Raw genomic sequence first — 19206 nt, 5'->3', positions numbered from 1 at the left:
GAAAACATGAAGCGCGTGCGATTCATCCTCCCCGCCGTCTGCCTCCTCGCTCTCGCGGCGACCGCCGTTTCGCCGGCGATCGCCCAGAGTGGAGACAAGCCGTTGAAGATCGCCCTCATCGACGTCCAGCGGCTGGTCACGGACTCGGCCTACGGCAAGGAGGCGTTGGCGAAGCTGAAGAAGCTCAACGACGACAAGGTTGCCGAAGGGAAGGCCAAGCAGGACGAGATCGAAGGCCTGCGCAAGCGACTCAACGAAGGGCGCCTCTCGCTGGCCGAGGACAAGATCGCCGAGATGGAAAAGCAGCTCGAGGATAAGGTGATCTCGTTCCGCCGCTTCTCCGACGACGCCGACCGCGATCTGCAGAAGGCGCGCGACACCACGCTGGCGGACGTCGAACGGAAGGTCATGCCGGTGATCGAGCAGGTGGGCAAGGAGTTCGGCTACACGCTGGTGTTCAACAAGTTCCAGAGCGGGCTGGTCTACGCCGACGACTCGACGGACATCACCCAGCTCGTGGTGCAGCGGTTCGACGCCGCCAAGGGGAAGTGAGGCGATGAGGCGCCGGCTGGCCGAGCTGGCCGGATGGGTCGGCGGCGCCCTCGAAGGCGACGGCGAGTTGCCGATCCTCGGTCTGCGCGGCCTCGCCGAGGCCGGGCCGGAGGACCTGTCGTTCCTCGCCAATCCACGCTACCGCGCCCAGGCGGTCGCCAGTCGGGCGGGTGCCCTCCTGGTGCGGGAGAGGCTCGAGGGGTTCGCCGGCGCACAGGTCGTCGTCGGCGATCCCTACCGCGCCTTTGCCGCGATCCTCGCTCGCCTGAACCCGCCAGCCCCGCTTCCGCCGGGGATCCACCCGACCGCCATCGTCGGTGTCGGTGCCGAGGTCGACGCCGCAGCCCATCTCGGCCCGTTCGCCGTCATCGGCGAGCGGAGCCGGGTGGCGGCCGGGGCGGTCGTACATCCGCACGTCGTCGTCGGCCGGGACTGCGCGGTGGGGGAGGGCTGCGTGCTTCACCCGCACGTCGTCCTCTACGACGGGACGAAGCTCGGTCAGCGGGTCGTCGTGCATGCGGGAACCGTTCTCGGCAGCGACGGATTCGGCTACGCCGCCGAGGGCGGTGTGCCGGTGAAGATCCCGCAAGTGGGACACGTCGAGGTGGGCGACGATGTCGAAATCGGCGCCAACACCGCCATCGACCGGGCGACGCTCGGCGTGACCTCGATCGGCGCGCATTCTAAGATCGACAACCTGGTGCAGATCGCGCACAACGTCTCGGTCGGACGGGCGGCGATCCTCTGCGGCCAGGCGGGGATCGCCGGCAGCGCCCGGCTCGGCGACGGTGTCGTGTTGGCCGGGCAGGCGGGCGTCGTCGGGCACGTCGAATTGGGCAACGGCGTGCGCGTCGCCGCCAAGTCCGCCGTGTTCGACTCGGTTCCAGCCGGGACGCAGGTGGCGGGAATTCCCGCCGAGGAGGCCGGCGCCTGGCGGCGCCAGGTCGTCATGTTGAAGCGACTCGTCGACCTGGGACGGCGTCTGCGCCGTCTCGAGCGCCGAGCCGACACGTCGGCCGCCGGCCGGGAGGAGACTGCCGTTGAGTGATCAGCCGCATCGCTGGGACAGCCTCTGGGTGCAGTCGGTGCTGCCGCACCGCTATCCGTTCCTGTTGGTCGACCGTGTCCTCGAGATGGAGCCGAAGAAAAGGATCGTGGCGATCAAGAACTTCACCATCAACGAGGAGTTCTTCCAGGGGCACTTCCCCCACCATCCGGTCGTGCCCGGTGTGCTGCTGGTGGAGGCGATGGCCCAGGCGGGTGGCATCCTCCTGATGCACGACGCCACGGACCGCGCCAACAAGCTGCTCTACTTCCTCGGGATCGACCGGGCACGCTTCCGCCATCCGGTGGTTCCGGGCGATCAGGCGCGCTTCGAGGTCGAGGTCATCCGCCTGCGGCAGTCGCATTGCCACGTCCGCGGGCGAACGCTGGTCGACGGACGCCTTTGCGCCGAGGCCGACATGCTGTCGACGATCATGAACTACCGCCAGGCGGAGGAGGCCGAGAAATGACCGCCCGTATCCACCCCACGGCTGTCGTCGACCCTGCGGCCGAGCTTGCGGACGGTGTGGTGATCGGACCCCACGCCGTCGTCGGGGCGGAAGTGACGATTGGCGAAGGGACCGAGATCGGTGCCGGCGCCCAGGTGCAGGGCCCGACCCGCATCGGCCGCGAGAACCGGATCTACGCCCACGCGGCGATCGGCTTCCCGCCGCAGGATCTGAAGTTTGCCGGCGAGCGCGTGGCGCTCGAGATCGGCGACCGCAATCACTTCCGCGAGTTCTGCACCGTTCATCGTGGGACCGGCAAGGGGGGCGGCCTGACGCGCGTCGGCAGCGACGGCCTGTTCATGGTCTATTCGCACATCGCCCACGACTGCCAGGTCGGCGATCGCGTGCTCTTCGCCAACTCGGGAACGCTCGCCGGACATGTCGAGGTCGGCGACGACGCCGCGATCGGCGCCTTCTCGGCGGTTCATCAGTTCTGCCGGGTCGGCCGGCACGCCTACATCGGGGGATTCTCCCGGCTGTTGACCGACGCGCTGCCGTTCGTCAAGACGGTGGGAATCCGGCCGGCGTGCTTCGGTCTCAACCGGATCGGCCTGCGACGCAAGGGCTTCAGCGCGGAGACGCTCAAGGCCCTCGAGGCCGGGCTGCGGATCTTCCTGCGATCGGGGTTGAACACGAGCCAGGCTCTCGCGCGGCTGGAGTCCGAGCTCGGCGGCGAGCCCGAGGTCCGTTATTTCGTCGAGTTCGTCCGCCACAGCCGCCGTGGCGTCTGCAAGGCGCTTCCTGGCCGGCGCGGCGCGGACGAAGCCCAGGAGGAGTGAACGCGCGAGCGCCGGTACCGCCGCGGCTCGCGCCGAGAGGATCTCCAAGATGAGCGATCTCCCTATTGCCGTGGTCGGTACCGGTGCGCTCGGCCGTCACCACACGCGAATCCTCGCCTCGCTCCCCGGGGCCCGTCTGGTCGGCGTCCACGATCGGGACCACGGGGTCGCCACCGCGGTCGCCGGCGAGCACGGAACGAAGGCCTGGTCCGACCTCGAGGCGCTGCTCGCCGAGGTGGAAGCGGTCGTTCTCGCGGTGCCGACGGTCGACCACGCGTCGCTGGGTTGCGAGCTGCTCGGCCGCGGTCTCCACGTCCTGGTGGAGAAGCCGATCGCCCCCTCCCTCGCCGAGGCGGATCGTCTGATCGCGGCGGCCGGCGACCGCGTTCTCGCCGTCGGCCATGTCGAGTACTTCAATCCGGCGGTGCAGGCGCTACTCAAGCTCGGGCTGCCGCCGCGCTTCCTCGAGGCGGAGCGGCTCGGCATCTTCACTGCGCGCAGCCTCGACGTCGACGTCGTCCTCGACCTGATGATCCACGACCTGCAGATCCTCCACGCACTCGATCCCTCCCCGGTCGCCGAGGTCCGGGCCACCGGGATCGCCGTGCTCTCGCCGAAGGTCGACATCGCCAGCGCCCGGATCGCGCTCGGGTCCGGTGCGGTCGCGAACCTGACGGCCTCGCGCGTCTCGGCCGATCGCAGTCGCAAGCTGCGGCTCTTCCTGCCGAGCGCGTACTACTCCTGCGACTATCCGCAGCAGGAGATCAAGGGCTATCGCTTGCTCTCCGAAGGGGGCGAACGACGGATCGTCGCGGCCGATCTGGCGGTCGAACGGGCCGAGCCGCTGCGCCGCGAGCTCGAGGCCTTCGTCGCCGCGTGCCACGGCAAGACGGTGCGTCAGGTGAGCGGCGCGCAGGGCCGACAGGCGTTGGCCACGGCCCTCGCCGTCGCCGGGGCGATCGACGGCCGTGTGCTAGACTCCGCCGGCTCCTGAGGCGCGGCGTTCCCGTCGCGCCGCCACCATTCAACGGGCCAAGAGAGAGCGGGCAAGCGCGGTCAATCGCGAGTGAGCGGACGGCGCGCGCGCGAGGAGGAAGTGATGGGCAAGGTTCGCATCGGAGTCATCGGCGGCAGCGGTCTCTACGAGATGGACGGGCTGGTGGTCCACGAGGAGCGGCGGATCGAGACGCCCTTCGGCCCGCCGTCCGACGCCTACGTGATCGGCGAGCTCGCCGGCCGGCCGGTCGCCTTCCTGGCTCGCCACGCCCGCGGCCACCGGTTCCTGCCGACGGAGCTCAACTACCGCGCCAACATCTACGGCTTCAAGACGCTCGGTGTCGAGTTCCTCATCTCGGTCTCCGCCGTCGGCTCGATGAAGCTCGAGTACCAGCCGGGCCACATCGTCGTGCCTCACCAGTTCTTCGATCGCACGCGCCACCGGCCCGACACCTTCTTCGGCGACGGGATCGTCGCCCACACCTCGCTGGCGCGTCCGGTCAGCCTGCGACTCGCCGGCGTGCTCCTCGCCGCGGCGCGGGCGGCCGGTGCGACGGTCCACGAGGGCGGTACCTACCTCTGCATGGAAGGGCCGCAGTTCTCCACCCGCGCCGAATCGGAGGTCTACCGGCAGTGGGGCATGGACGTGATCGGCATGACCAACCTGCAGGAGGCCAAACTGGCGCGGGAGGCCGAGATGGCCTATGCCACGCTGGCGATGATCACCGACTACGATTGTTGGCACGACGAGGAAGAGGCCGTCTCGGGCGAAGGCGTGATGGAGGTGCTGCGGCGGAACGTCGCCTTGGCCCAGGACGTCGTCCGTCGCGCCATCGGCTCGCTCGGCGACGACGTGGCCAACGACTGCGCCGACGCCCTGCACATGTCGCTCATCACGCCTGCCCACCTGGTCCCGGCGGCGACCCTCGCCAAGCTCGAGCCGATCCTCGGCCGCTACCTCGACCGCACCGGCCCGCAGCTCGCCTGGAAGCGCTGAGCCGCGAAGCGAACGGGTCATGACCCGGATCCTCGTCACCAACGACGACGGCTTTCAGGCCGAAGGGATCCGCGCGCTGGCGGAGGAGCTCCGCGCGCTCGGTGAGGTCATCGTCGTCGCTCCCGATCGCGAGCAGAGCGCCAGCGGGCACTCCCTGACGCTGCAGCGACCGCTGCGCCTGCACGAGCACGGCGAGGGCTGGTACAGCGTCGACGGGACCCCCACCGACTGCGTGAACCTCGCGGTCCTCTGGCTGTTGCGCGACACGCCGCCGGACCTGGTGGTCTCGGGGATCAACAACGGGCTGAACCTCGGCGACGACGTGACCTACTCGGGGACGGTCAGCGCGACGTTCGAAGCGTCGCTGCTCGGCCTCGCGTCGATCGCCTTCAGTCAGGAGGTGGGCGAGGGGGCATCCTTCGTGCGCTCGGCCGCCCTCGCCCGCCGCATCGTCGAGACGGTGCTCGCCGAGCCGCCCGCGGCGAGCCTCCTGCTCAACGTCAACTTTCCGGCCGGCGAGCCGAAGGGCATCGCCTTCGCGCGGCTCGGTCACCGCGTCTACCAGCAGGTCGTGGTGGAGAAGGAAGATCCGCGGGGCAGGCGCTACTTCTGGATCGCCGGCACGCCCGAGTGGCGTTCGGACGCGGGGACCGACCACGAGGCGCTCTCCCGCGGTCTCGTCTCGGTCACCCCCCTGCACCTCGATCTGACCGACTACCGCGCCCTCGCCTCGATGACACCGCTGCGCGAGCGCCTGGCCCGCGAGGTTGCGCCGGCCTGAGCCGGCGGGCCGTGCGATGAGCGACTACGCGCTGTTGCGGGAGCGGATGGTCCGCGAGCTCGTCGCCGGTCGTGGGGTGCACGATCCGCGCGTGCTCGAAGCGATGCGCGAGGTGCCGCGCCACCTCTTCGTGCGCGAGCACCTGAGGGCCCAGGCCTACGGCGATCACGCCTTGCCCATCGGCTCCGGCCAGACGATCTCGCAGCCCTACATCGTGGCGCGGATGACCGAGCAGCTCGAGGTCGCCGCGGAGCACAAGGTGCTGGAGATCGGGACCGGATCGGGCTACCAGACGGCGATCCTCGCCCGGCTGGCGCGTTGGGTCTACAGCCTCGAGCGCGTCGGCGAGCTGGCTCATCAAGCGATCCGTCGCCTGCGCGAGCTCGGCGTGGGGAACGTGAAAGTCCAGGTCTTCGACGGGACGGTCGGGTGGAGCGAGGTCGCGCCGTTCGATCGCATCCTGGTCACCGCCGGGGCGCCGTCGGTGCCGCGACCGTTGCTCGACCAGCTCGGGCCCAAGGGGCGGCTGGTGATCCCGGAAGGGACGACGCAAGGGCAGCGGCTGATCGTCTACGAACGGCTGGCGCGCGGCGTGCGGCGGCGTGAGGGCGAAGAGGTCGCCTTCGTCCCGCTGGTGGGCCGGCATGGTTGGGAGGCCGGGGGCTAGGGTGAGCGGCCAGGAGAGTCTTCCTTCGGGTGCCCGTCGCTGGCGCGTCGAAGGACGGGTTCAGGGCGTCGGCTTTCGGCGCTTCGTCTGGCAGGCGGCGCGCGACCGGCGTCTCGCGGGGTGGGTGGCCAACGCTGCCGACGGTTCGGTGGTGGTGGCGGCCGCGGGCCCTGAAGCCGACCTCGACGACCTGGCGCGACGACTCGCCGCCGGGCCCGGGTCGTCACGCGTTGAGCGGTTGATCGAAGAATGGCGGGGCAGCGAGCCCGGTTGGGCAGGATTCGAGATCCGAAACGGAGAATAGGACGATGAACGACCTCAAGCAGTTCATCCGCGAGGTGCCGGATTTCCCCAAGCCGGGGATCCTCTTCTACGACATCACCACGCTGCTTTCGGATCCGCTGGCGCTGCGGATGACGGTGGACCGATTCACCTGGCTGTTCGCCCACCTCGACGTGCACAAGGTGATCGGCATCGAGTCGCGCGGCTTCATGTTCGCGCCGATCCTCGCCTACAACCTCAACGCCGGGTTCGTCCCGGTGCGCAAGCCCGGCAAGCTCCCCGCGGCGACGGTGGAGCGCTCGTACGACCTCGAGTACGGCACCGATCGACTGCAGATGCACGCCGACGGTGTCTTGCCGGGCGAGCGGGTGCTGGTCGTCGACGACCTCGTCGCCACCGGCGGGACCGCCCGAGCCACCGCCGAGATGGTGCAGGCGCTGGGCGGCGAGGTGGTCGGATTCGGCTTCGTCATCGAGCTGCTGGGACTCGCGGGACGGGGGTTCCTGGCCCCGCACCCGGTCGAGTCCCTGATCAAGTACTGAGCCGGAGCGGCGCGAGGCGGAATATACTCGCCCGTCGGGCGGCTGTAGCTCAGCTGGACAGAGCAGGAGCGTCCTAAGCTCTTGGTCGGGGGTTCGAATCCTCCCAGCCGCACCAGCGACTCGTCCCGAAAACGGCCAACGCGGAGAAGAAGGCATGTCGGATCGCTTGACCAAGCATGACCTCGAGCGCAACGAGCTCGGGGAGATCGTCGCCCACGGCATCGAGTACGCCGAGCATCACACCCGGCAGCTGGTGATGGGCTTCGCCGGGCTGCTGCTCGCCGGTGTGGTCGGCCTGGGTCTCTACCTGTGGGCCGGGCATCGGACCTCGCAGCTCAACGAAGAGCTGGCGCGGGCGATGCGCATCTACACCGCCGAGATCGTGACCGAAGGGGCGAAGCCCGACGACGCCGACAAGCCGACGTTCTCCACCGAGAGTGCGCGGCGTGACCGGGCCAAGAGCCTCTTCTCGGCGATCGCCGGCCGGACCCTGGCACCCAAGGCAGCGCACGTCGCCGAGCTCTATCTCGGCGAGATCGCGATGGCCGAAGGGGACAAGGCTGCGGCGCGGCGCCACTGGGAGACCTTCGCCAAGGCGGAGGGCGAGACGGCGATGGGTGCCACCGCCCAGCTCAATCTGATGCGCCTCGACCGGGAAGAAGGGCACGGGGAGGATCTGGTGACCCGCCTGCGTCGGATGCTCGAGCACTCCGAGGAGCGGCCACTGCCCGAGGACGTGGTGCTCTATCAGCTCGGGCTGACCCTGCAGCAGCTCGGCAAGGACGGGGAGGCCAAGTCGACCTTCCGCCGCCTGGTCGAGGAGTTCCCTCGCTCGCCGCTTCGTTCGGAAGCCCAGCGGCTCGGCGGCGCGGCGACGCCCGGTATCGGCTGATCGCGGCGGCCACCGGTCCGGGCAGGTCGCCCGGGCCGGCCGCCAGCACGTGGAACCCCGATGAGCTCTCCCTACGCCATTCTCGCGGAAAAGCGAGCCGGCCGACGGCTCGACTCGGCGGCGATCGCCGAGGTGGTCGCCGGCGCCACCGACGGCAGCTGGAGCGACGCGCAACTCGGCGCCTTCCTCATGGCTGCCGCGATCCGCGGTCTCGACCTCGCCGAAACCCGGGACCTGACGTTGGCGATGCTCGACTCGGGCGAGCGGTGGGAGCTGGCCCGCGCCTTTCCCGGCGTCGGCGACAAGCACTCGACCGGCGGCGTCGGCGACAAGGTGTCGCTCGTCCTCGCCCCACTGCTCGCCGCCTGCGGCATCCCGGTGGCGATGCTCACCGGTCGCGGGCTCGGGCACACCGGCGGAACCGCCGACAAACTGGAATGCGTGCCGGGGATCGACCTCGAGCTGGATCGCACGCGCACGCTCTCGCTCCTCGCGTCGGTCGGCATGGCGCTCGGAGTCGCGACCCGCGGCATCGCGCCGGCGGACCGCAAGCTCTACTCCCTGCGCGACGTCACCGCGACGGTCGATTCGTTGCCGCTGATCGTGGCCAGCATTCTCTCCAAGAAGCTGGCCACCGGCGCGGCGGCGGTGATGTTCGACGTCAAGACCGGGGACGGCGCTTTCCTCCCCGAGCTCGCCGCGGCACGCGAGCTCGCCCGGCTGCTCGTCGAAACGAGCCGCGAGGTGGGTGTGGGGGCAGCGGCACGGCTCACCGACATGAGCCAGCCGCTCGGCGAGTGGAGCGGCAACACCGCCGAGATGCGGGAGACGTACGACTGCCTCGAAGGCCGCGGCCCCGCCGACACGATGGCGGTGACCTACGATCTGGCCGAGGGGTTGGCGTCGCTGCTCGGCCGGCCGACGACGCGCGTCGAGCTCGAAGGTGCCATCGCCTCCGGTCGAGCGCGCGAGGCGTGGACGCGGGCACTCGCCGAGCACGGCGGCAACCGGCGCTGGCTCGACGCACCGCAGTTGCCGCTCGCCCCGGTCGAGGAGCCGCTGCTCGCCGGGGCCGACGGTGTGATCTCGCGGATCCGCACGCGGCAGATCGGGATGTTGCTGGTCGAGGCCGGAGCAGGACGGCGCGTTCCGGGGGACCGGGTCGACCTCGAAGTCGCCCTGCAGACGCCGCTCAAGGTCGGAGCCCGGGTCGAGCGCGGGCAGGAGATCGCCCGGCTCTTCCTGCGTCGCGCCGATCCCTCACTGACCGAGCGCTTCTCGGCCTGCTTCGAGATCGGCGAGTCGGGTACCGTCCCCGTTCTGCTCGGCGAGAAGATCTAGCCTGCCGACCGCCGCGCGCTCGCCCGCCGTCGTCACCTCGGGCCAGGTCGCTGCCGGATCGGTGACGCCGCCGAACGGCGAAGCGCGTTCGTGGCGACGCTTCCCGCGCCGACTCGCCCGCTAGCGCGGAGCGAGGACCGCCGACCAGCGTCCGTCGACCGAGCGGTCGTTCCAGAGAAAACGGATCGCGTCGGCTTGCGTCCGCGAGAGCGAGGGGCGCTCCTCGTTCGGGTCGGCGACCGACGTCCGCGCCGACACGCTGCCGGACCCGTCGAGTCGAAGCGCGGCCCAGCCGGGTGCGGCTCCGGCCCGCCGGCAGAGCAACACGAGGTCGCCGCCGCTGCGAGCAAAGCTCGGGAAGAGAGTCCCCGGCTCACGCAGTGGCGAGTCGGCGAGCCAGCGGGTCCCATCGAAGCGTGCCCCGACCAACTCGTAGCCGGACGGCGTGTAGCGACTCCAGGCGACAAGCGCTCCGCCCGGGAGCGTCGTCACCGTCGGTGTGATGTCCGGGACCGCGTTGTCTGCGGCGACGCGGTCGGGCACCGACCAGCGCCCTCCTTGCGTACGACTCCAGAAGATCTCGTCGTCCTGGCCGTCGAACGCGCTCCACACGGCGAGCACCTCGCCGTCGGCAAGCGCCGTGGCGGCGAGCGCGAGCTGGCTGCCTCGGCCGACGGGCGACACGGTCTCGGTCGGCGACCAGCGGTCGCCCAGCCAGCGCGCGGCACGCACCGCCATGGCGTCGCGGCGATCCCCTTCGAGCCAAACGAGCGTCTGCAGGCGCTGGCCGACCGTGACGGCAACCGGCGAGGTTCGCCACCGTCCGCTCCGTTCCGCGGGTGCCGGGAGGTCGCGTTGCGCGGCGCCGCGATGCTGCAGGAGGAGCAACTCGCTCCCGGCCTCCTGCGGGCGGGTGCCGGCGACCATCCACCCCTGGTGGAGAGGGATGAGGCCCGCGATCTGCGCGCCGTCCGGCAGGAGAATCGAGATCGGGGACCGTCCCGGTTGTTCGACACGAATCCCGCCGGCCGTCGGCCGGGCGAGCAGCCCCGAGTCGAGGTCCGTGGCCGCAACCAGCTCACGCCGGGGGGACGATGCGGCCGCGAGGACGCTGCCGGCGATCAGGGCAAGAACGACCCGGGGAAATCGCATGCGGGAGCATTGTATCAACCGCGGAACGCCGTCGAGAGGTCGCTGCGCCCTTGCTATCATCGCCCGCGATGCGCGCCGCCATCCTGGCCGTCGGCTCGGAGCTCCTCGGCGCCGACCGTCTCGACACCAACTCGCTCACGCTCGCCGCCCTGCTCGCCGAGTTCGGGGTCCCGGTCGAACGCAAGAGCGTCGTCGGCGACGACGTCCGGGCGATCGCCGAGGAGGTTTCCCGTCTCGTGGTCCGGCACGAGCTGCTGCTGGTCTGCGGCGGTCTCGGCCCGACGGCGGACGACGTGACGCGCGAGGGAGTGGCGGAGGCCCTCGGGGTCGAGCTCGTCCGGAGCCCGGAGGTCGAGGCGGCGATCGCGGCCCGCTTTGCGTCGTTCGGTCGGACGATGCCTCCGGCCAACCGCAAGCAGGCCGATCTGCTCGCCGGAGGCGACGCGCTGGTCAATCCTCGAGGCACCGCTCCCGGCCAGCGGACCGCCAGCGGAAGCTGCACGCTCTTCCTCTTTCCCGGTGTTCCCTACGAGCTCGAGGGGCTGGCGGCCGACCACCTCGTCCCCTGGCTGACGCAGCGGCGACCCCGTCAGGGGAGTGAAGTGCGAACGCTGCGAGTCGCCTGCATGCCCGAGTCGGAGGTCGACCAGCGCCTCCTGCCGCTCTATGCCAGCCATGGCCGGGAGCGGGTGACCTTGCTCTGCTCGCCGGGTGAGGTGCGCGTCCGACTGGCCTCGAACGCCCCTCCCGCGGTGAGGACGGGCGAGCTCGACCGGGCGGAGCGCGAGGCGCGGGCACTTCTCGGCGAGGCGGTGTTCGCCGCCGACGATCGGACGACGCTCGAAGCGGTGGTGGCGGAGCGCTTGAACACGATGGGCTCGACCCTGGCGGTCGCCGAGTCGTGCACCGGGGGCCTGCTCTGCGAGCGGCTCACCCGCATTCCGGGAGCGAGCGGCTTCTTGATGGGCGGCGTGGTGGCCTACGACAACGGTTTCAAGCGGGATCTCCTCGGCGTTCCCGAGGCGATGTTCGTCGCCCACGGAGCGGTGAGCGAACCGGTGGCGCGGCAGATGGCCGACGCGATTCGCGCCCTCGCCGGGACGACCTACGGACTGGCGATCACCGGCGTCGCCGGTCCGGGCGGTGGAACGGAGGAGAAGCCCGTCGGTACCGTCCACTTGGCGCTGGACGGCATGGATCCCGAGCCGTTCGTCGAGCACCGGTGCGTGCGACTGCCGGGCGATCGCGAACGCGTCCGCTGGCAGGCAACCCAGCTCGCGCTCGAGATGCTGCGGCGCCGGCTTCTGCGGCGTGAGGGGGAGCGATGAGGCTGTTCGTCGCCCTGCCGCTGCCCGAGCCGCTGCGTCATGGGCTCCTCGCCGCCGTCGAGCCGCTGCGCGGCCGGAGGCCGGCGGCGCGCTGGGAAAGAGCGGAGAAGCTGCATCTGACCCTTCTCTTTCTCGGCGAGGTGGCAAGCGATCGACTCGACGGGCTCGTCGCCGAGCTCGGCCGGGCGGTCGGGCCGGTCGCCCGCTTCGAGGCCCGGTTGGGCGGAGGCGGCTCTTTCCCGGGCCCGGCGAGAGCGCGTGTGCTCTGGATGGGAGTCGACGGAGGAGAGGCCTTCGACGAGCTGCGACGGCGGGTGGCGCAGTCCGGTGGTCCGTTCGTCGAGCGTCCCGACCCGAAGCCGTTCCATCCTCACCTGACGCTGGCGCGCTGTGAACCGCCATGGGAAGCCGAGTCGGTCCGACGGTTCGTCGACCTCCTGGAGCCGCTGCGTGGCGAGCGGGTTCCGGTCGATCATCTCGCGCTGGTGGAGAGCGAGCTCGGACGCGGCGGATCGCGCTATCGCGACGTGGCGCGCTTCGCGCTCGCCGGAGCTCGCGCATGACGGCGCTCGCGGTGGCGGCCGTCGCCTACCTGCTCGGCTCGATCTCGTTCGCGGTGCTGGTCGTGCGGCTGCTCCAGGGCCGCGATCTGCGCGCCGTCGGCAGCGGGAACGCCGGGGCGACGAACGTGCTGCGTGCCGCGGGCGGACCCGCGGCGGCGCTGGTCCTGGCGCTCGACCTGGCCAAGGGCGCTGTTCCCGTCGCCGTCGCGCGGGCGCTCGGGCTCGGGTCGGCGGCGATCGGCGGCGCGGCGCTCGCTGCCGTGTTGGGACATGTCTATCCGATCTTCTTCGGCTTTCGCGGCGGCAAGGGCGTGGCCACCGCCGCCGGGTCGCTGGTGGTTCTGCTGCCCGCGGCGGCGCTCGCCGCGCTCCTGGTCTTCGCTCTGGCCGTGGCGGCGACCCGGGTGGTCTCGATCGGATCGATCGCTGCCGCGCTCGCCCTTCCGGCCCTCGCCTGGGCGCTGGGCGCAGCCGGAGTCACCGCGCCGCCGCCGCGCGAGATCTGGCTCGGCTCGTGCGGCATCGCGCTGCTCGTCCTGGCCAAACACCACGGCAACCTGCGACGTCTGCTCGCCGGCACCGAGCCGCGCCTGCGCTCCTCGCGACCCGGTAAGGACTGAGCGATGTCACGGATCGCGGTACTCGGCGCAGGATCGTTCGGCACGGCGCTGGCCGTTCACCTGGCCTCGGCCGGCAACGACGTGGTGCTCTGGGCGCGTCGTCGCGACGCCGCGACCCGCCTGGCGGAGCGGCGGGTCAACGAGGCCTATCTGCCCGGCGTCGAGCTCCCCGAGGGGCTGGAGGTGACCTCGGACCTCGCGCTCTGCGCCTCGTGCGAGCCGATTCTCGTCGCCGTGCCGTCGCACGGATTCCGTCGCGTCGTGCACGACCTCCTGCGCCTCCCCGAGTCGCGCGGCGGCTCGGGTGCTCCCCACCTGCTCGTCTCGGCCACCAAGGGGATCGAGCTCGAGACGCTGCGGCGGATGAGTCAGGTCATCGCCGAGGAGTCGGCGAGCGCGGCGGTGCTCACCCGGTTCGCAGTCCTGTCGGGTCCCAACTTCGCCGCGGAGCTCGCGGTCGGCGCCCCGTCGGCGGCGGTCGTAGCGAGCACCGACCCGGAGGTCGCCGCCGAGTTGCAGCGCCGACTCGCGACGCCGGCCTATCGGCTCTACCGGTCGGCAGACGTCGTCGGGGTGGAGATCGTCGGGGCGGCGAAGAACGTGATCGCCATCGGGGCCGGCGTGGTGAGCGGCCTCGGCCTCGGCTACAACACCCAGGCCGCCTTGATGACGCGCGGGCTGCACGAGATCGCCCGCCTCGGCGTGGCCTGCGGTGGAGAGGTGCGTACCTTCTCCGGTCTTGCCGGGCTCGGCGACCTCGTGCTGACCTGCACCGGCGCGTTGTCGCGGAACCGCCGCACGGGGCTCGAGCTCGCCGAGGGACGGACCCTGGCAGAGATCCTCGCCGGGACCTCGATGGTCGCCGAAGGTGTCCGCAATTCGGTAGCGCTGCTGCAACTGGCCCGGCAACACGCCGTCGAGATGCCGATCATCGAGCAGATGGTGGCGATCATGTACGAAGGCAAGAGTCCGCGGCGGGCGATCGCCGACCTCATGGGGCGGCAGCCGAAGTCCGAGGCGGAGCTCTGATCTCTCGTGTGCCCGAGGCGGAATCGGACGGTGTCACCGCGCCGGTCCGTCTCGGGCGACGACGGCAGGGACGGAAGGGAGTCGAGGAGCGCATGAGATGGCCGCCCATCAGACGATCCTGATCCTCGACTACGGCAGCCAGTTCACCCAGCTCATCGCGCGTCGGGTGAGGGAAAACCGCGTTTATTGTGAGGTCCATCCCTGCGACCTGCCGCTCGCCGAGATCCGGCGGCGCGAGCCGATCGGGGTCATCCTCTCCGGAGGACCGCAGAGTGTGTACGACGCGGGAGCGCCGCTCGCCGACGCCGCGCTCGCCGACCTCGGGATTCCGGTGCTGGGGATCTGCTACGGCATGCAGGCGCTCGCCCAGGCGCTCGGGGGAGAGGTCCGGGCGGCGACGCGGCGCGAGTACGGTCGGGCCGAGGTCGAGGTTGCCGCGCCCGGGACCCTGCTGTCCGGTCTCGAACGACACGAGACCGTCTGGATGAGCCACGGCGACCACGTCACGTCGCTCCCTCCGGGGTTCACCGTCTGCGCTCGCAGTGCGAATGCGGGGATCGTCGCGTTCGAACACGCGGGGCGAGGGCTGTTCGGGATCCAGTTCCATCCCGAGGTCTCCCACACCGTCAACGGCGGCGTGATGTTGCGCAACTTCCTCTACCGCGCCTGCCACGCCCGTGGCGACTGGGTGATGGCCTCCTATCTCGACGAAGCGGCGCATCAGCTGCGCGAGCGGGTCGGCGATCGCCGTGTTCTGTGCGGCATTTCGGGAGGCGTCGATTCGGCGGTCACGGCGGCACTGCTCGAGCGGGCGGTGGGCGACCATCTGGTCTCGGTCTTCGTCGACACCGGGCTGCTGCGCCAGGGCGAGCGCCTCCAGGTCGAGCAGAGCCTCGAAGCTGGATTGGGAATCCCGGTGACGACGGCCGACGCCTCGGCGGAGTTCTTCGCCGCGCTCGCCGGCGTCGAGGATCCCGAGCAGAAACGCAAGATCATCGGGCGCCTGTTCATCGACGCGTTCGAGCGCGAGGCGGCAAAGCTCGACGGAGTCCATTTCCTCGCCCAGGGAACGCTCTACCCGGACGTCATCGAGTCGACCTCGGTGCGCGGTCCTTCGGCGGTGATCAAGTCGCACCACAACGTCGGCGGACTCCCCGAGCGGCTCGGCTTCGAGCTGCTCGAGCCACTGCGCTGGCTCTTCAAGGACGAAGTGCGACAGCTCGGGCGAGAGCTCGGCCTCCCCGAGGAGTTCATCGGCCGACATCCCTTCCCTGGGCCCGGCCTGGCGGTGCGGATCCTCGGCGAGGTGACTGCCGAGCGCGCCGCGGTGCTGCGCGAGGCGGACGCCATCTTCCTCGCCGAGCTGCGTCAGGCCGGCCTTTACGACCGGGTGAGTCAGGCCTTCGTCGTCCTGCTGCCGGTGCGCAGTGTCGGCGTGATGGGTGACTTCCGCACCTACGAGAATGTCGCGGCGCTGCGCGCCGTGGAAACCGACGACTTCATGACGGCCGACTGGAGCCAGCTGCCGCACGAGCTGCTCGGGCGTGTCGCCAACCGCATCGTCAACGAGGTGCGCGGCATCAACCGCGTGGTCTACGACGTGACCTCCAAGCCGCCGGCGACGATCGAATGGGAGTGAGCCGCCCGTGCGGCGGCGAGGAGCGAAGATGATCGAGTTGGACGGCGAGTCCTTGACCCTGGAGCAGCTGCGCGCGGTCGCCTGGGAGGACGAGATGGCGATCCTCGCGGCGCCGGCGCGGCGACGAGTGGCCGAATCGCGCGCGGTGATCGAGCGGGCCATCGACGGCGGGTCGGCGGTCTACGGCGTCAACACCGGCTTCGGCAATCTCGCCAACGTGCGGATCCCCATCGAGCAGCTTTCGGAGCTGCAGACGCGTCTGCTGCTCTCGCACGCCGCGGGGATGGGCGAGCCCCTGCCGCGGTCCGCCGTACGCGCGATGCTGCTGCTGCGTGCCAACACGCTGGCGCGCGGGCGTTCGGGGATCCGGGTCGAGACGCTGGAGGCGCTGCTGGAGCTGCTACGACACGACATGCTGCCGGTCGTTCCGTCGCGCGGCTCCGTCGGTGCCAGCGGCGATCTCGCGCCTCTGGCGCATCTGGCGTTGCCGCTGCTCGGCCACGGGCGGGCGAGGATCGGGGGGGAGGACCTGCCCGGAGGCGAGGCCCTGGCGCGTTGCGGGTTGGCGCCGATCCGGCTCGGTCCGAAAGAGGGGCTGGCGCTGGTCAATGGGACGCAGGCGATGACGGCACTGCTGGCCCTGGCGGTTCTCGAGGCCCGGCGCCTCGTCAAGCTGGCGGATCTCGTCGGGGCGATGTCGACCGATGCGCTGCGAGGAACCGATGCGGCTTTCGACCGGCGGATCCACGCGGCGCGGCCGCACCCCGGACAGATGACGAGCGCCGCGAACCTCTGGCGGTTGATCCAGGGGTCCGCGATTCGCGGCTCGCACCGGGACGGCGACGTTCGGGTGCAGGACCCCTACTCGATCCGCTGCATGCCGCAGGTCCATGGTGCGGTTCGCGACGTGCTCGCCGACGTCGAGCGGAAGCTGACGGTGGAGATGAACGCCGCGACGGACAATCCGCTGGTCTTCGCCGAAGAGTCCGAGATCCTGTCGGGAGGGAACTTCCACGGCGTGCCGATGGCGTTTGCCGCGGACTTCCTGGCGATCTCCCTCTGCGACCTCGCCTCGATCGCCGAGCGACGGATCGAGAAGCTCACCAATTCGGCGTTCTCCGGTCTGCCGCCGTTCCTCGTCGAAGACGCGGGGCTCAATTCCGGATTCATGATGGCGCAGGTCACGGCGGCGGCGTTGGTGGCCGAGAACAAGGTCCTGGCGCACCCGGCGAGCGTCGACTCGATCCCGACCTCGGCCGACAAGGAAGATCACGTGTCGATGGGGATGGGAGCGGCGCTCAAGCTCCAGCAGGTCGTGGTCAACGTGCGGCGGGTCCTGGCGATCGAGCTCCTCGCCGCGGCGCAAGGAATCGACCTGCTGCGACCGCTGCGCAGCTCCTCGGCCCTCGAGGAGCTGCACACCGAGGTGCGGCGATCGGTCTCCGCCTGGGATCGCGATCGGGAGATGTCGGCCGACCTTCAGGTGGCCGAGGCGCTCCTGGAAACCCGGCTCGACCGGCACCTCGAGTCGCTCGCCTGACCGGGTGGTCCCCCGGGCGGACGCCGGCTCCGTCGCCTCAGTTGGCGACGGCCGGCGCCGGGGTCGCGCGTTGGCGATCGCGATAGGCCTGGGCGATCTTCCTCAACTCGACCTCGGAGAAGCCGCGGATCACTCGCTCACCGTAGACGACGACGGGAACGCCGGTCCCGGGCGCCAACCGCTCCTTCTCGCGAGCGGCAGCGGCGTCGGCTTCGACGTCCCGCTCGAGAATCGGCACCCCGAGCTCGGCGAAGAGCTCGCGGGCTCGCTTGCACCAGGGGCACCAGGAGGTCTCGTAGAGGACGATCCGCTCGCCGGACTTGCCCGCCGTCCGGCTCTTGGATTCGACCGTGGCCGAGCTGGGCGACGAGGCGGGAGAAGCGGCACGGCTGCGTTCGAGGTCGACCTCGGCGACGGGCACGCTGCCCGGGCGTCCGATCGGGGTGGTGTAGCGGACCTGATCGTCGACGATCGTCCACGGCCCCAGCGTGACGACTTTGCGGCCGTCCTTCAGGTGGAGGAGATCCGCTCGGGCCGCGCCGACGAGCTCGAGCGCGGTCGAGAGGAGGAACAGTCCCGCGAGAACGCGGCCGAGCGTGAAGGGTCGCATCGCGAAACGCTATCACGCCGTTGGGCGGCGCCCGCTCCGCCTCAGCCGGCGCTGGTCGCGGCGAGCGGGTGGGCGGGCGCCGGCACGGTCGTCGCCGGCACGCCCTTCGAACGCGGCGGAATCGCCTTCAGCCGGCTGCGCGCCTCGGCGCGCACGGCGGCGAGGCGCCCCGGGTCGGCGAGCAGTGCCTCGGCGAGGCCGCGCTTTTCGACGAGCAGCTCGTCGGTCAACAGACGGCCGAACGAGCGCAGGGGGGCGATCCCGAATCCGTGACGGCGAAAGAGCCGGTAGATCTCCTTGACCTTCTCGAGCTCGATGTCGCGTCCGAGCGTGAAGCACTCGAAGCGGCCCTCCATCGCCAGGAGCGCCGATTCCGCGAGGCAGGCGTAGGCGACGCCCTGTGGGAGGCCGATGTCGAAGCTGAAATGGACCGGGCCCGGGATCAGGACTTCGCCGCTTTCGATGACCAGGACGTCGGGCCGCAGCGCCGCCTCCTCGGCCGACAGATCGGGGGGGAGCGCGACGTCGAGGACCACCGCGCCGGGCTTGCACTCGCTGATGTCGAGCACGCGCTGGCCGAACGCCGAGGTGGCCGTCACGATCAGGTCGCATTCGCCGACCCAGCGATGCGTGGTCAGGTCGATTTCGACTCGCGCGTCTGGCTGGTCCTGCAGGATGCGACCGCGCAACGCCTCGAGCCGCTCGGGTTCGATCGACACGAGGACGACGTCCTTGACCGCGGTCGCGAGGAGTCTCGCGCAGACCGAGCCGATCGCGCCAGTGGCGCCGACGACCATGGCCCGGCCCCGCCCGAGGTCGGGCCAGCCGAGCCGTTTGGCGGCCACCTTCGCCGTCTCGAGGGTGGCGGAGATCGTCAGGCTGTTGCCGGTGGTGACGGGGATCGGCGCCTCGCGGGCAACGGTGATGCCGGCGTCGCCGACGACCTTGGTGAAGGCGCCGAGGCCGAGGATCCCGGCGCCGCGGGCTGCGGCGCGGCGGGCGGCCTGGTTCAGCCGCGCGTAGGTGAAGGCCGGCGGCCGGGTCAGCATCTGCCGCGGAGTGGCCCCGATCGAGAAGAGGTAGCCCTGGATCGCTTGTCCGGTTTCCGGGGAGATCCCCCCGCGCACGGATCCGACCTCGAGAGCCGGAAGCCTCGCCGCCATTCGCTCGACGAAGGGTCGCGGCAGATGACGGGTCCACCGCAGCGCCCGATGGCGCTGGACGTAGTCGACGGTCAGCGGATGCATGACGAAGCCGAAGCGGTTCGTCGTCGACTTGCCGACGACGCCTTCGGCGGACGTGGAACGCTCCATGAACCTGCCCTCCCCCGAGAGCGGGCAACG

The 19206-nt window shown here is 70.8% G+C and carries 21 protein-coding genes and 1 tRNA gene; 19 read left to right on the top strand and 3 right to left on the bottom strand.

The window, feature by feature from the left end:
* The first annotated feature begins 6 nt into the window (after positions 1-6).
* From IPJ17_15380 to IPJ17_15320, 13 genes are all read left to right on the top strand, one after another.
* A complete protein-coding gene (locus IPJ17_15380; GenBank protein ID QQR72861.1) occupies positions 7-552 on the top strand; it encodes an OmpH family outer membrane protein in 546 nt (181 codons plus the stop codon).
* A 4-nt stretch (positions 553-556) separates the two neighbouring features.
* Positions 557-1600 (top strand): UDP-3-O-(3-hydroxymyristoyl)glucosamine N-acyltransferase, encoded by a 1044-nt coding sequence (gene lpxD, locus IPJ17_15375; GenBank protein QQR72860.1) that lies wholly within the window; start codon positions 557-559, stop codon positions 1598-1600.
* The gene (gene fabZ / locus IPJ17_15370) at positions 1593-2066 is read left to right on the top strand and encodes a 3-hydroxyacyl-ACP dehydratase FabZ (GenBank protein QQR72859.1); all 474 of its coding nucleotides are present in this window, start codon (positions 1593-1595) and stop codon (positions 2064-2066) included. The genes lpxD and fabZ overlap by 8 nt, the downstream gene beginning before the upstream one ends.
* Positions 2063-2884: an acyl-ACP--UDP-N-acetylglucosamine O-acyltransferase gene (gene lpxA, locus IPJ17_15365; GenBank protein QQR72858.1), complete on the top strand. Its 822-nt coding sequence runs from the start codon at positions 2063-2065 to the stop codon at positions 2882-2884. Before fabZ ends, lpxA begins: the two co-directional genes overlap by 4 nt.
* 49 nt (positions 2885-2933) lie before the next feature.
* On the top strand, positions 2934-3878 hold the full coding sequence (locus IPJ17_15360) for a Gfo/Idh/MocA family oxidoreductase (protein ID QQR72857.1): 945 nt from the start codon (positions 2934-2936) through the stop codon (positions 3876-3878).
* A gap of 105 nt (positions 3879-3983) precedes the next feature.
* Entirely contained in the window at positions 3984-4877 is an 894-nt protein-coding gene (gene mtnP, locus IPJ17_15355; GenBank protein ID QQR72856.1) for an S-methyl-5'-thioadenosine phosphorylase, read from the top strand.
* Positions 4878-4896: 19 nt separating this feature from the next.
* Positions 4897-5658 (top strand): 5'/3'-nucleotidase SurE, encoded by a 762-nt coding sequence (gene surE / locus IPJ17_15350; GenBank protein QQR72855.1) that lies wholly within the window; start codon positions 4897-4899, stop codon positions 5656-5658.
* A gap of 16 nt (positions 5659-5674) precedes the next feature.
* Complete coding sequence (locus IPJ17_15345) at positions 5675-6325, top strand: protein-L-isoaspartate(D-aspartate) O-methyltransferase (GenBank protein ID QQR72854.1); 651 nt, start codon at positions 5675-5677, stop codon at positions 6323-6325.
* Positions 6303-6629: an acylphosphatase gene (locus IPJ17_15340; GenBank protein QQR72853.1), complete on the top strand. Its 327-nt coding sequence runs from the start codon at positions 6303-6305 to the stop codon at positions 6627-6629. Before IPJ17_15345 ends, IPJ17_15340 begins: the two co-directional genes overlap by 23 nt.
* Before the next feature lie 4 nt (positions 6630-6633).
* Complete coding sequence (locus IPJ17_15335; protein ID QQR72852.1) at positions 6634-7149, top strand: adenine phosphoribosyltransferase; 516 nt, start codon at positions 6634-6636, stop codon at positions 7147-7149.
* A gap of 38 nt (positions 7150-7187) precedes the next feature.
* A tRNA-Arg gene (locus IPJ17_15330) sits at positions 7188-7264 on the top strand.
* Positions 7265-7303: 39 nt separating this feature from the next.
* Positions 7304-8041, top strand: coding sequence for a tetratricopeptide repeat protein (locus IPJ17_15325; GenBank protein QQR72851.1), 738 nt, complete (start codon positions 7304-7306; stop codon positions 8039-8041).
* A gap of 60 nt (positions 8042-8101) precedes the next feature.
* A complete protein-coding gene (locus tag IPJ17_15320; protein ID QQR72850.1) occupies positions 8102-9382 on the top strand; it encodes a thymidine phosphorylase in 1281 nt (426 codons plus the stop codon).
* Positions 9383-9502: 120 nt separating this feature from the next.
* Here the strand turns inward: IPJ17_15320 and IPJ17_15315 are convergent, their stop codons facing one another.
* The gene (locus IPJ17_15315) at positions 9503-10534 is read right to left on the bottom strand and encodes a hypothetical protein (protein QQR72849.1); all 1032 of its coding nucleotides are present in this window, start codon (positions 10532-10534) and stop codon (positions 9503-9505) included.
* A gap of 68 nt (positions 10535-10602) precedes the next feature.
* On the opposite strand from IPJ17_15315, the gene IPJ17_15310 reads away from it, so the two are divergent.
* From IPJ17_15310 to hutH, 6 genes are all read left to right on the top strand, one after another.
* Positions 10603-11862: a CinA family nicotinamide mononucleotide deamidase-related protein gene (locus IPJ17_15310; protein QQR72848.1), complete on the top strand. Its 1260-nt coding sequence runs from the start codon at positions 10603-10605 to the stop codon at positions 11860-11862.
* On the top strand, positions 11859-12425 hold the full coding sequence (gene thpR, locus IPJ17_15305) for an RNA 2',3'-cyclic phosphodiesterase (protein QQR72847.1): 567 nt from the start codon (positions 11859-11861) through the stop codon (positions 12423-12425). Before IPJ17_15310 ends, thpR begins: the two co-directional genes overlap by 4 nt.
* Entirely contained in the window at positions 12422-13045 is a 624-nt protein-coding gene (gene plsY, locus IPJ17_15300) for a glycerol-3-phosphate 1-O-acyltransferase PlsY (GenBank protein ID QQR72846.1), read from the top strand. Before thpR ends, plsY begins: the two co-directional genes overlap by 4 nt.
* 3 nt (positions 13046-13048) lie before the next feature.
* The gene (locus IPJ17_15295) at positions 13049-14074 is read left to right on the top strand and encodes an NAD(P)-dependent glycerol-3-phosphate dehydrogenase (protein QQR72845.1); all 1026 of its coding nucleotides are present in this window, start codon (positions 13049-13051) and stop codon (positions 14072-14074) included.
* Between the two features lie 97 nt (positions 14075-14171).
* Positions 14172-15713, top strand: coding sequence for a glutamine-hydrolyzing GMP synthase (gene guaA, locus IPJ17_15290; protein ID QQR72844.1), 1542 nt, complete (start codon positions 14172-14174; stop codon positions 15711-15713).
* Positions 15714-15741: 28 nt separating this feature from the next.
* A complete protein-coding gene (gene hutH / locus IPJ17_15285; GenBank protein ID QQR72843.1) occupies positions 15742-17253 on the top strand; it encodes a histidine ammonia-lyase in 1512 nt (503 codons plus the stop codon).
* A 37-nt stretch (positions 17254-17290) separates the two neighbouring features.
* On the opposite strand, the gene IPJ17_15280 is transcribed toward hutH, so the two are convergent.
* Positions 17291-17863 carry a glutaredoxin family protein gene (locus IPJ17_15280; protein QQR72842.1) on the bottom strand — a complete coding sequence of 191 codons (573 nt, stop codon included), beginning with the start codon at positions 17861-17863 and terminating at the stop codon, positions 17291-17293.
* A gap of 41 nt (positions 17864-17904) precedes the next feature.
* Positions 17905-19176, bottom strand: a complete 1272-nt coding sequence (locus IPJ17_15275; protein ID QQR72841.1) for a hypothetical protein — start codon at positions 19174-19176, stop codon at positions 17905-17907.
* Between the last annotated feature and the right edge of the window lie 30 nt (positions 19177-19206).

It is taken from the genome of Holophagales bacterium (genome assembly GCA_016699405.1).
Lineage (GTDB): Bacteria > Acidobacteriota > Thermoanaerobaculia > Multivoradales > JAGPDF01 > JAAYLR01.
The sequence above is the reverse complement of the archived record's forward strand: the minus strand, read 5'-3'. Positions and strand labels throughout refer to the sequence as shown.

What these genes read in the sequence shown, in the direction of transcription:
- IPJ17_15380 (QQR72861.1), top strand. Translation starts at nt 7, where the DNA reads ATGAAGCGCGTGCGATTCATCCTCCCCGCCGTCTGCCTCCTCGCTCTC.
- lpxD (QQR72860.1), top strand. Translation starts at nt 557, where the DNA reads ATGAGGCGCCGGCTGGCCGAGCTGGCCGGATGGGTCGGCGGCGCCCTC.
- lpxA (QQR72858.1), top strand. Translation starts at nt 2,063, where the DNA reads ATGACCGCCCGTATCCACCCCACGGCTGTCGTCGACCCTGCGGCCGAG.
- IPJ17_15360 (QQR72857.1), top strand. Translation starts at nt 2,934, where the DNA reads ATGAGCGATCTCCCTATTGCCGTGGTCGGTACCGGTGCGCTCGGCCGT.
- mtnP (QQR72856.1), top strand. Translation starts at nt 3,984, where the DNA reads ATGGGCAAGGTTCGCATCGGAGTCATCGGCGGCAGCGGTCTCTACGAG.
- surE (QQR72855.1), top strand. Translation starts at nt 4,897, where the DNA reads ATGACCCGGATCCTCGTCACCAACGACGACGGCTTTCAGGCCGAAGGG.
- IPJ17_15345 (QQR72854.1), top strand. Translation starts at nt 5,675, where the DNA reads ATGAGCGACTACGCGCTGTTGCGGGAGCGGATGGTCCGCGAGCTCGTC.
- IPJ17_15340 (QQR72853.1), top strand. Translation starts at nt 6,303, where the DNA reads ATGGTTGGGAGGCCGGGGGCTAGGGTGAGCGGCCAGGAGAGTCTTCCT.
- IPJ17_15335 (QQR72852.1), top strand. Translation starts at nt 6,634, where the DNA reads ATGAACGACCTCAAGCAGTTCATCCGCGAGGTGCCGGATTTCCCCAAG.
- IPJ17_15325 (QQR72851.1), top strand. Translation starts at nt 7,304, where the DNA reads ATGTCGGATCGCTTGACCAAGCATGACCTCGAGCGCAACGAGCTCGGG.
- IPJ17_15320 (QQR72850.1), top strand. Translation starts at nt 8,102, where the DNA reads ATGAGCTCTCCCTACGCCATTCTCGCGGAAAAGCGAGCCGGCCGACGG.
- IPJ17_15315 (QQR72849.1), bottom strand. Translation starts at nt 10,534, where the DNA reads ATGCGATTTCCCCGGGTCGTTCTTGCCCTGATCGCCGGCAGCGTCCTC.
- IPJ17_15310 (QQR72848.1), top strand. Translation starts at nt 10,603, where the DNA reads ATGCGCGCCGCCATCCTGGCCGTCGGCTCGGAGCTCCTCGGCGCCGAC.
- thpR (QQR72847.1), top strand. Translation starts at nt 11,859, where the DNA reads ATGAGGCTGTTCGTCGCCCTGCCGCTGCCCGAGCCGCTGCGTCATGGG.
- plsY (QQR72846.1), top strand. Translation starts at nt 12,422, where the DNA reads ATGACGGCGCTCGCGGTGGCGGCCGTCGCCTACCTGCTCGGCTCGATC.
- IPJ17_15295 (QQR72845.1), top strand. Translation starts at nt 13,049, where the DNA reads ATGTCACGGATCGCGGTACTCGGCGCAGGATCGTTCGGCACGGCGCTG.
- guaA (QQR72844.1), top strand. Translation starts at nt 14,172, where the DNA reads ATGGCCGCCCATCAGACGATCCTGATCCTCGACTACGGCAGCCAGTTC.
- hutH (QQR72843.1), top strand. Translation starts at nt 15,742, where the DNA reads ATGATCGAGTTGGACGGCGAGTCCTTGACCCTGGAGCAGCTGCGCGCG.
- IPJ17_15280 (QQR72842.1), bottom strand. Translation starts at nt 17,863, where the DNA reads ATGCGACCCTTCACGCTCGGCCGCGTTCTCGCGGGACTGTTCCTCCTC.
- IPJ17_15275 (QQR72841.1), bottom strand. Translation starts at nt 19,176, where the DNA reads ATGGAGCGTTCCACGTCCGCCGAAGGCGTCGTCGGCAAGTCGACGACG.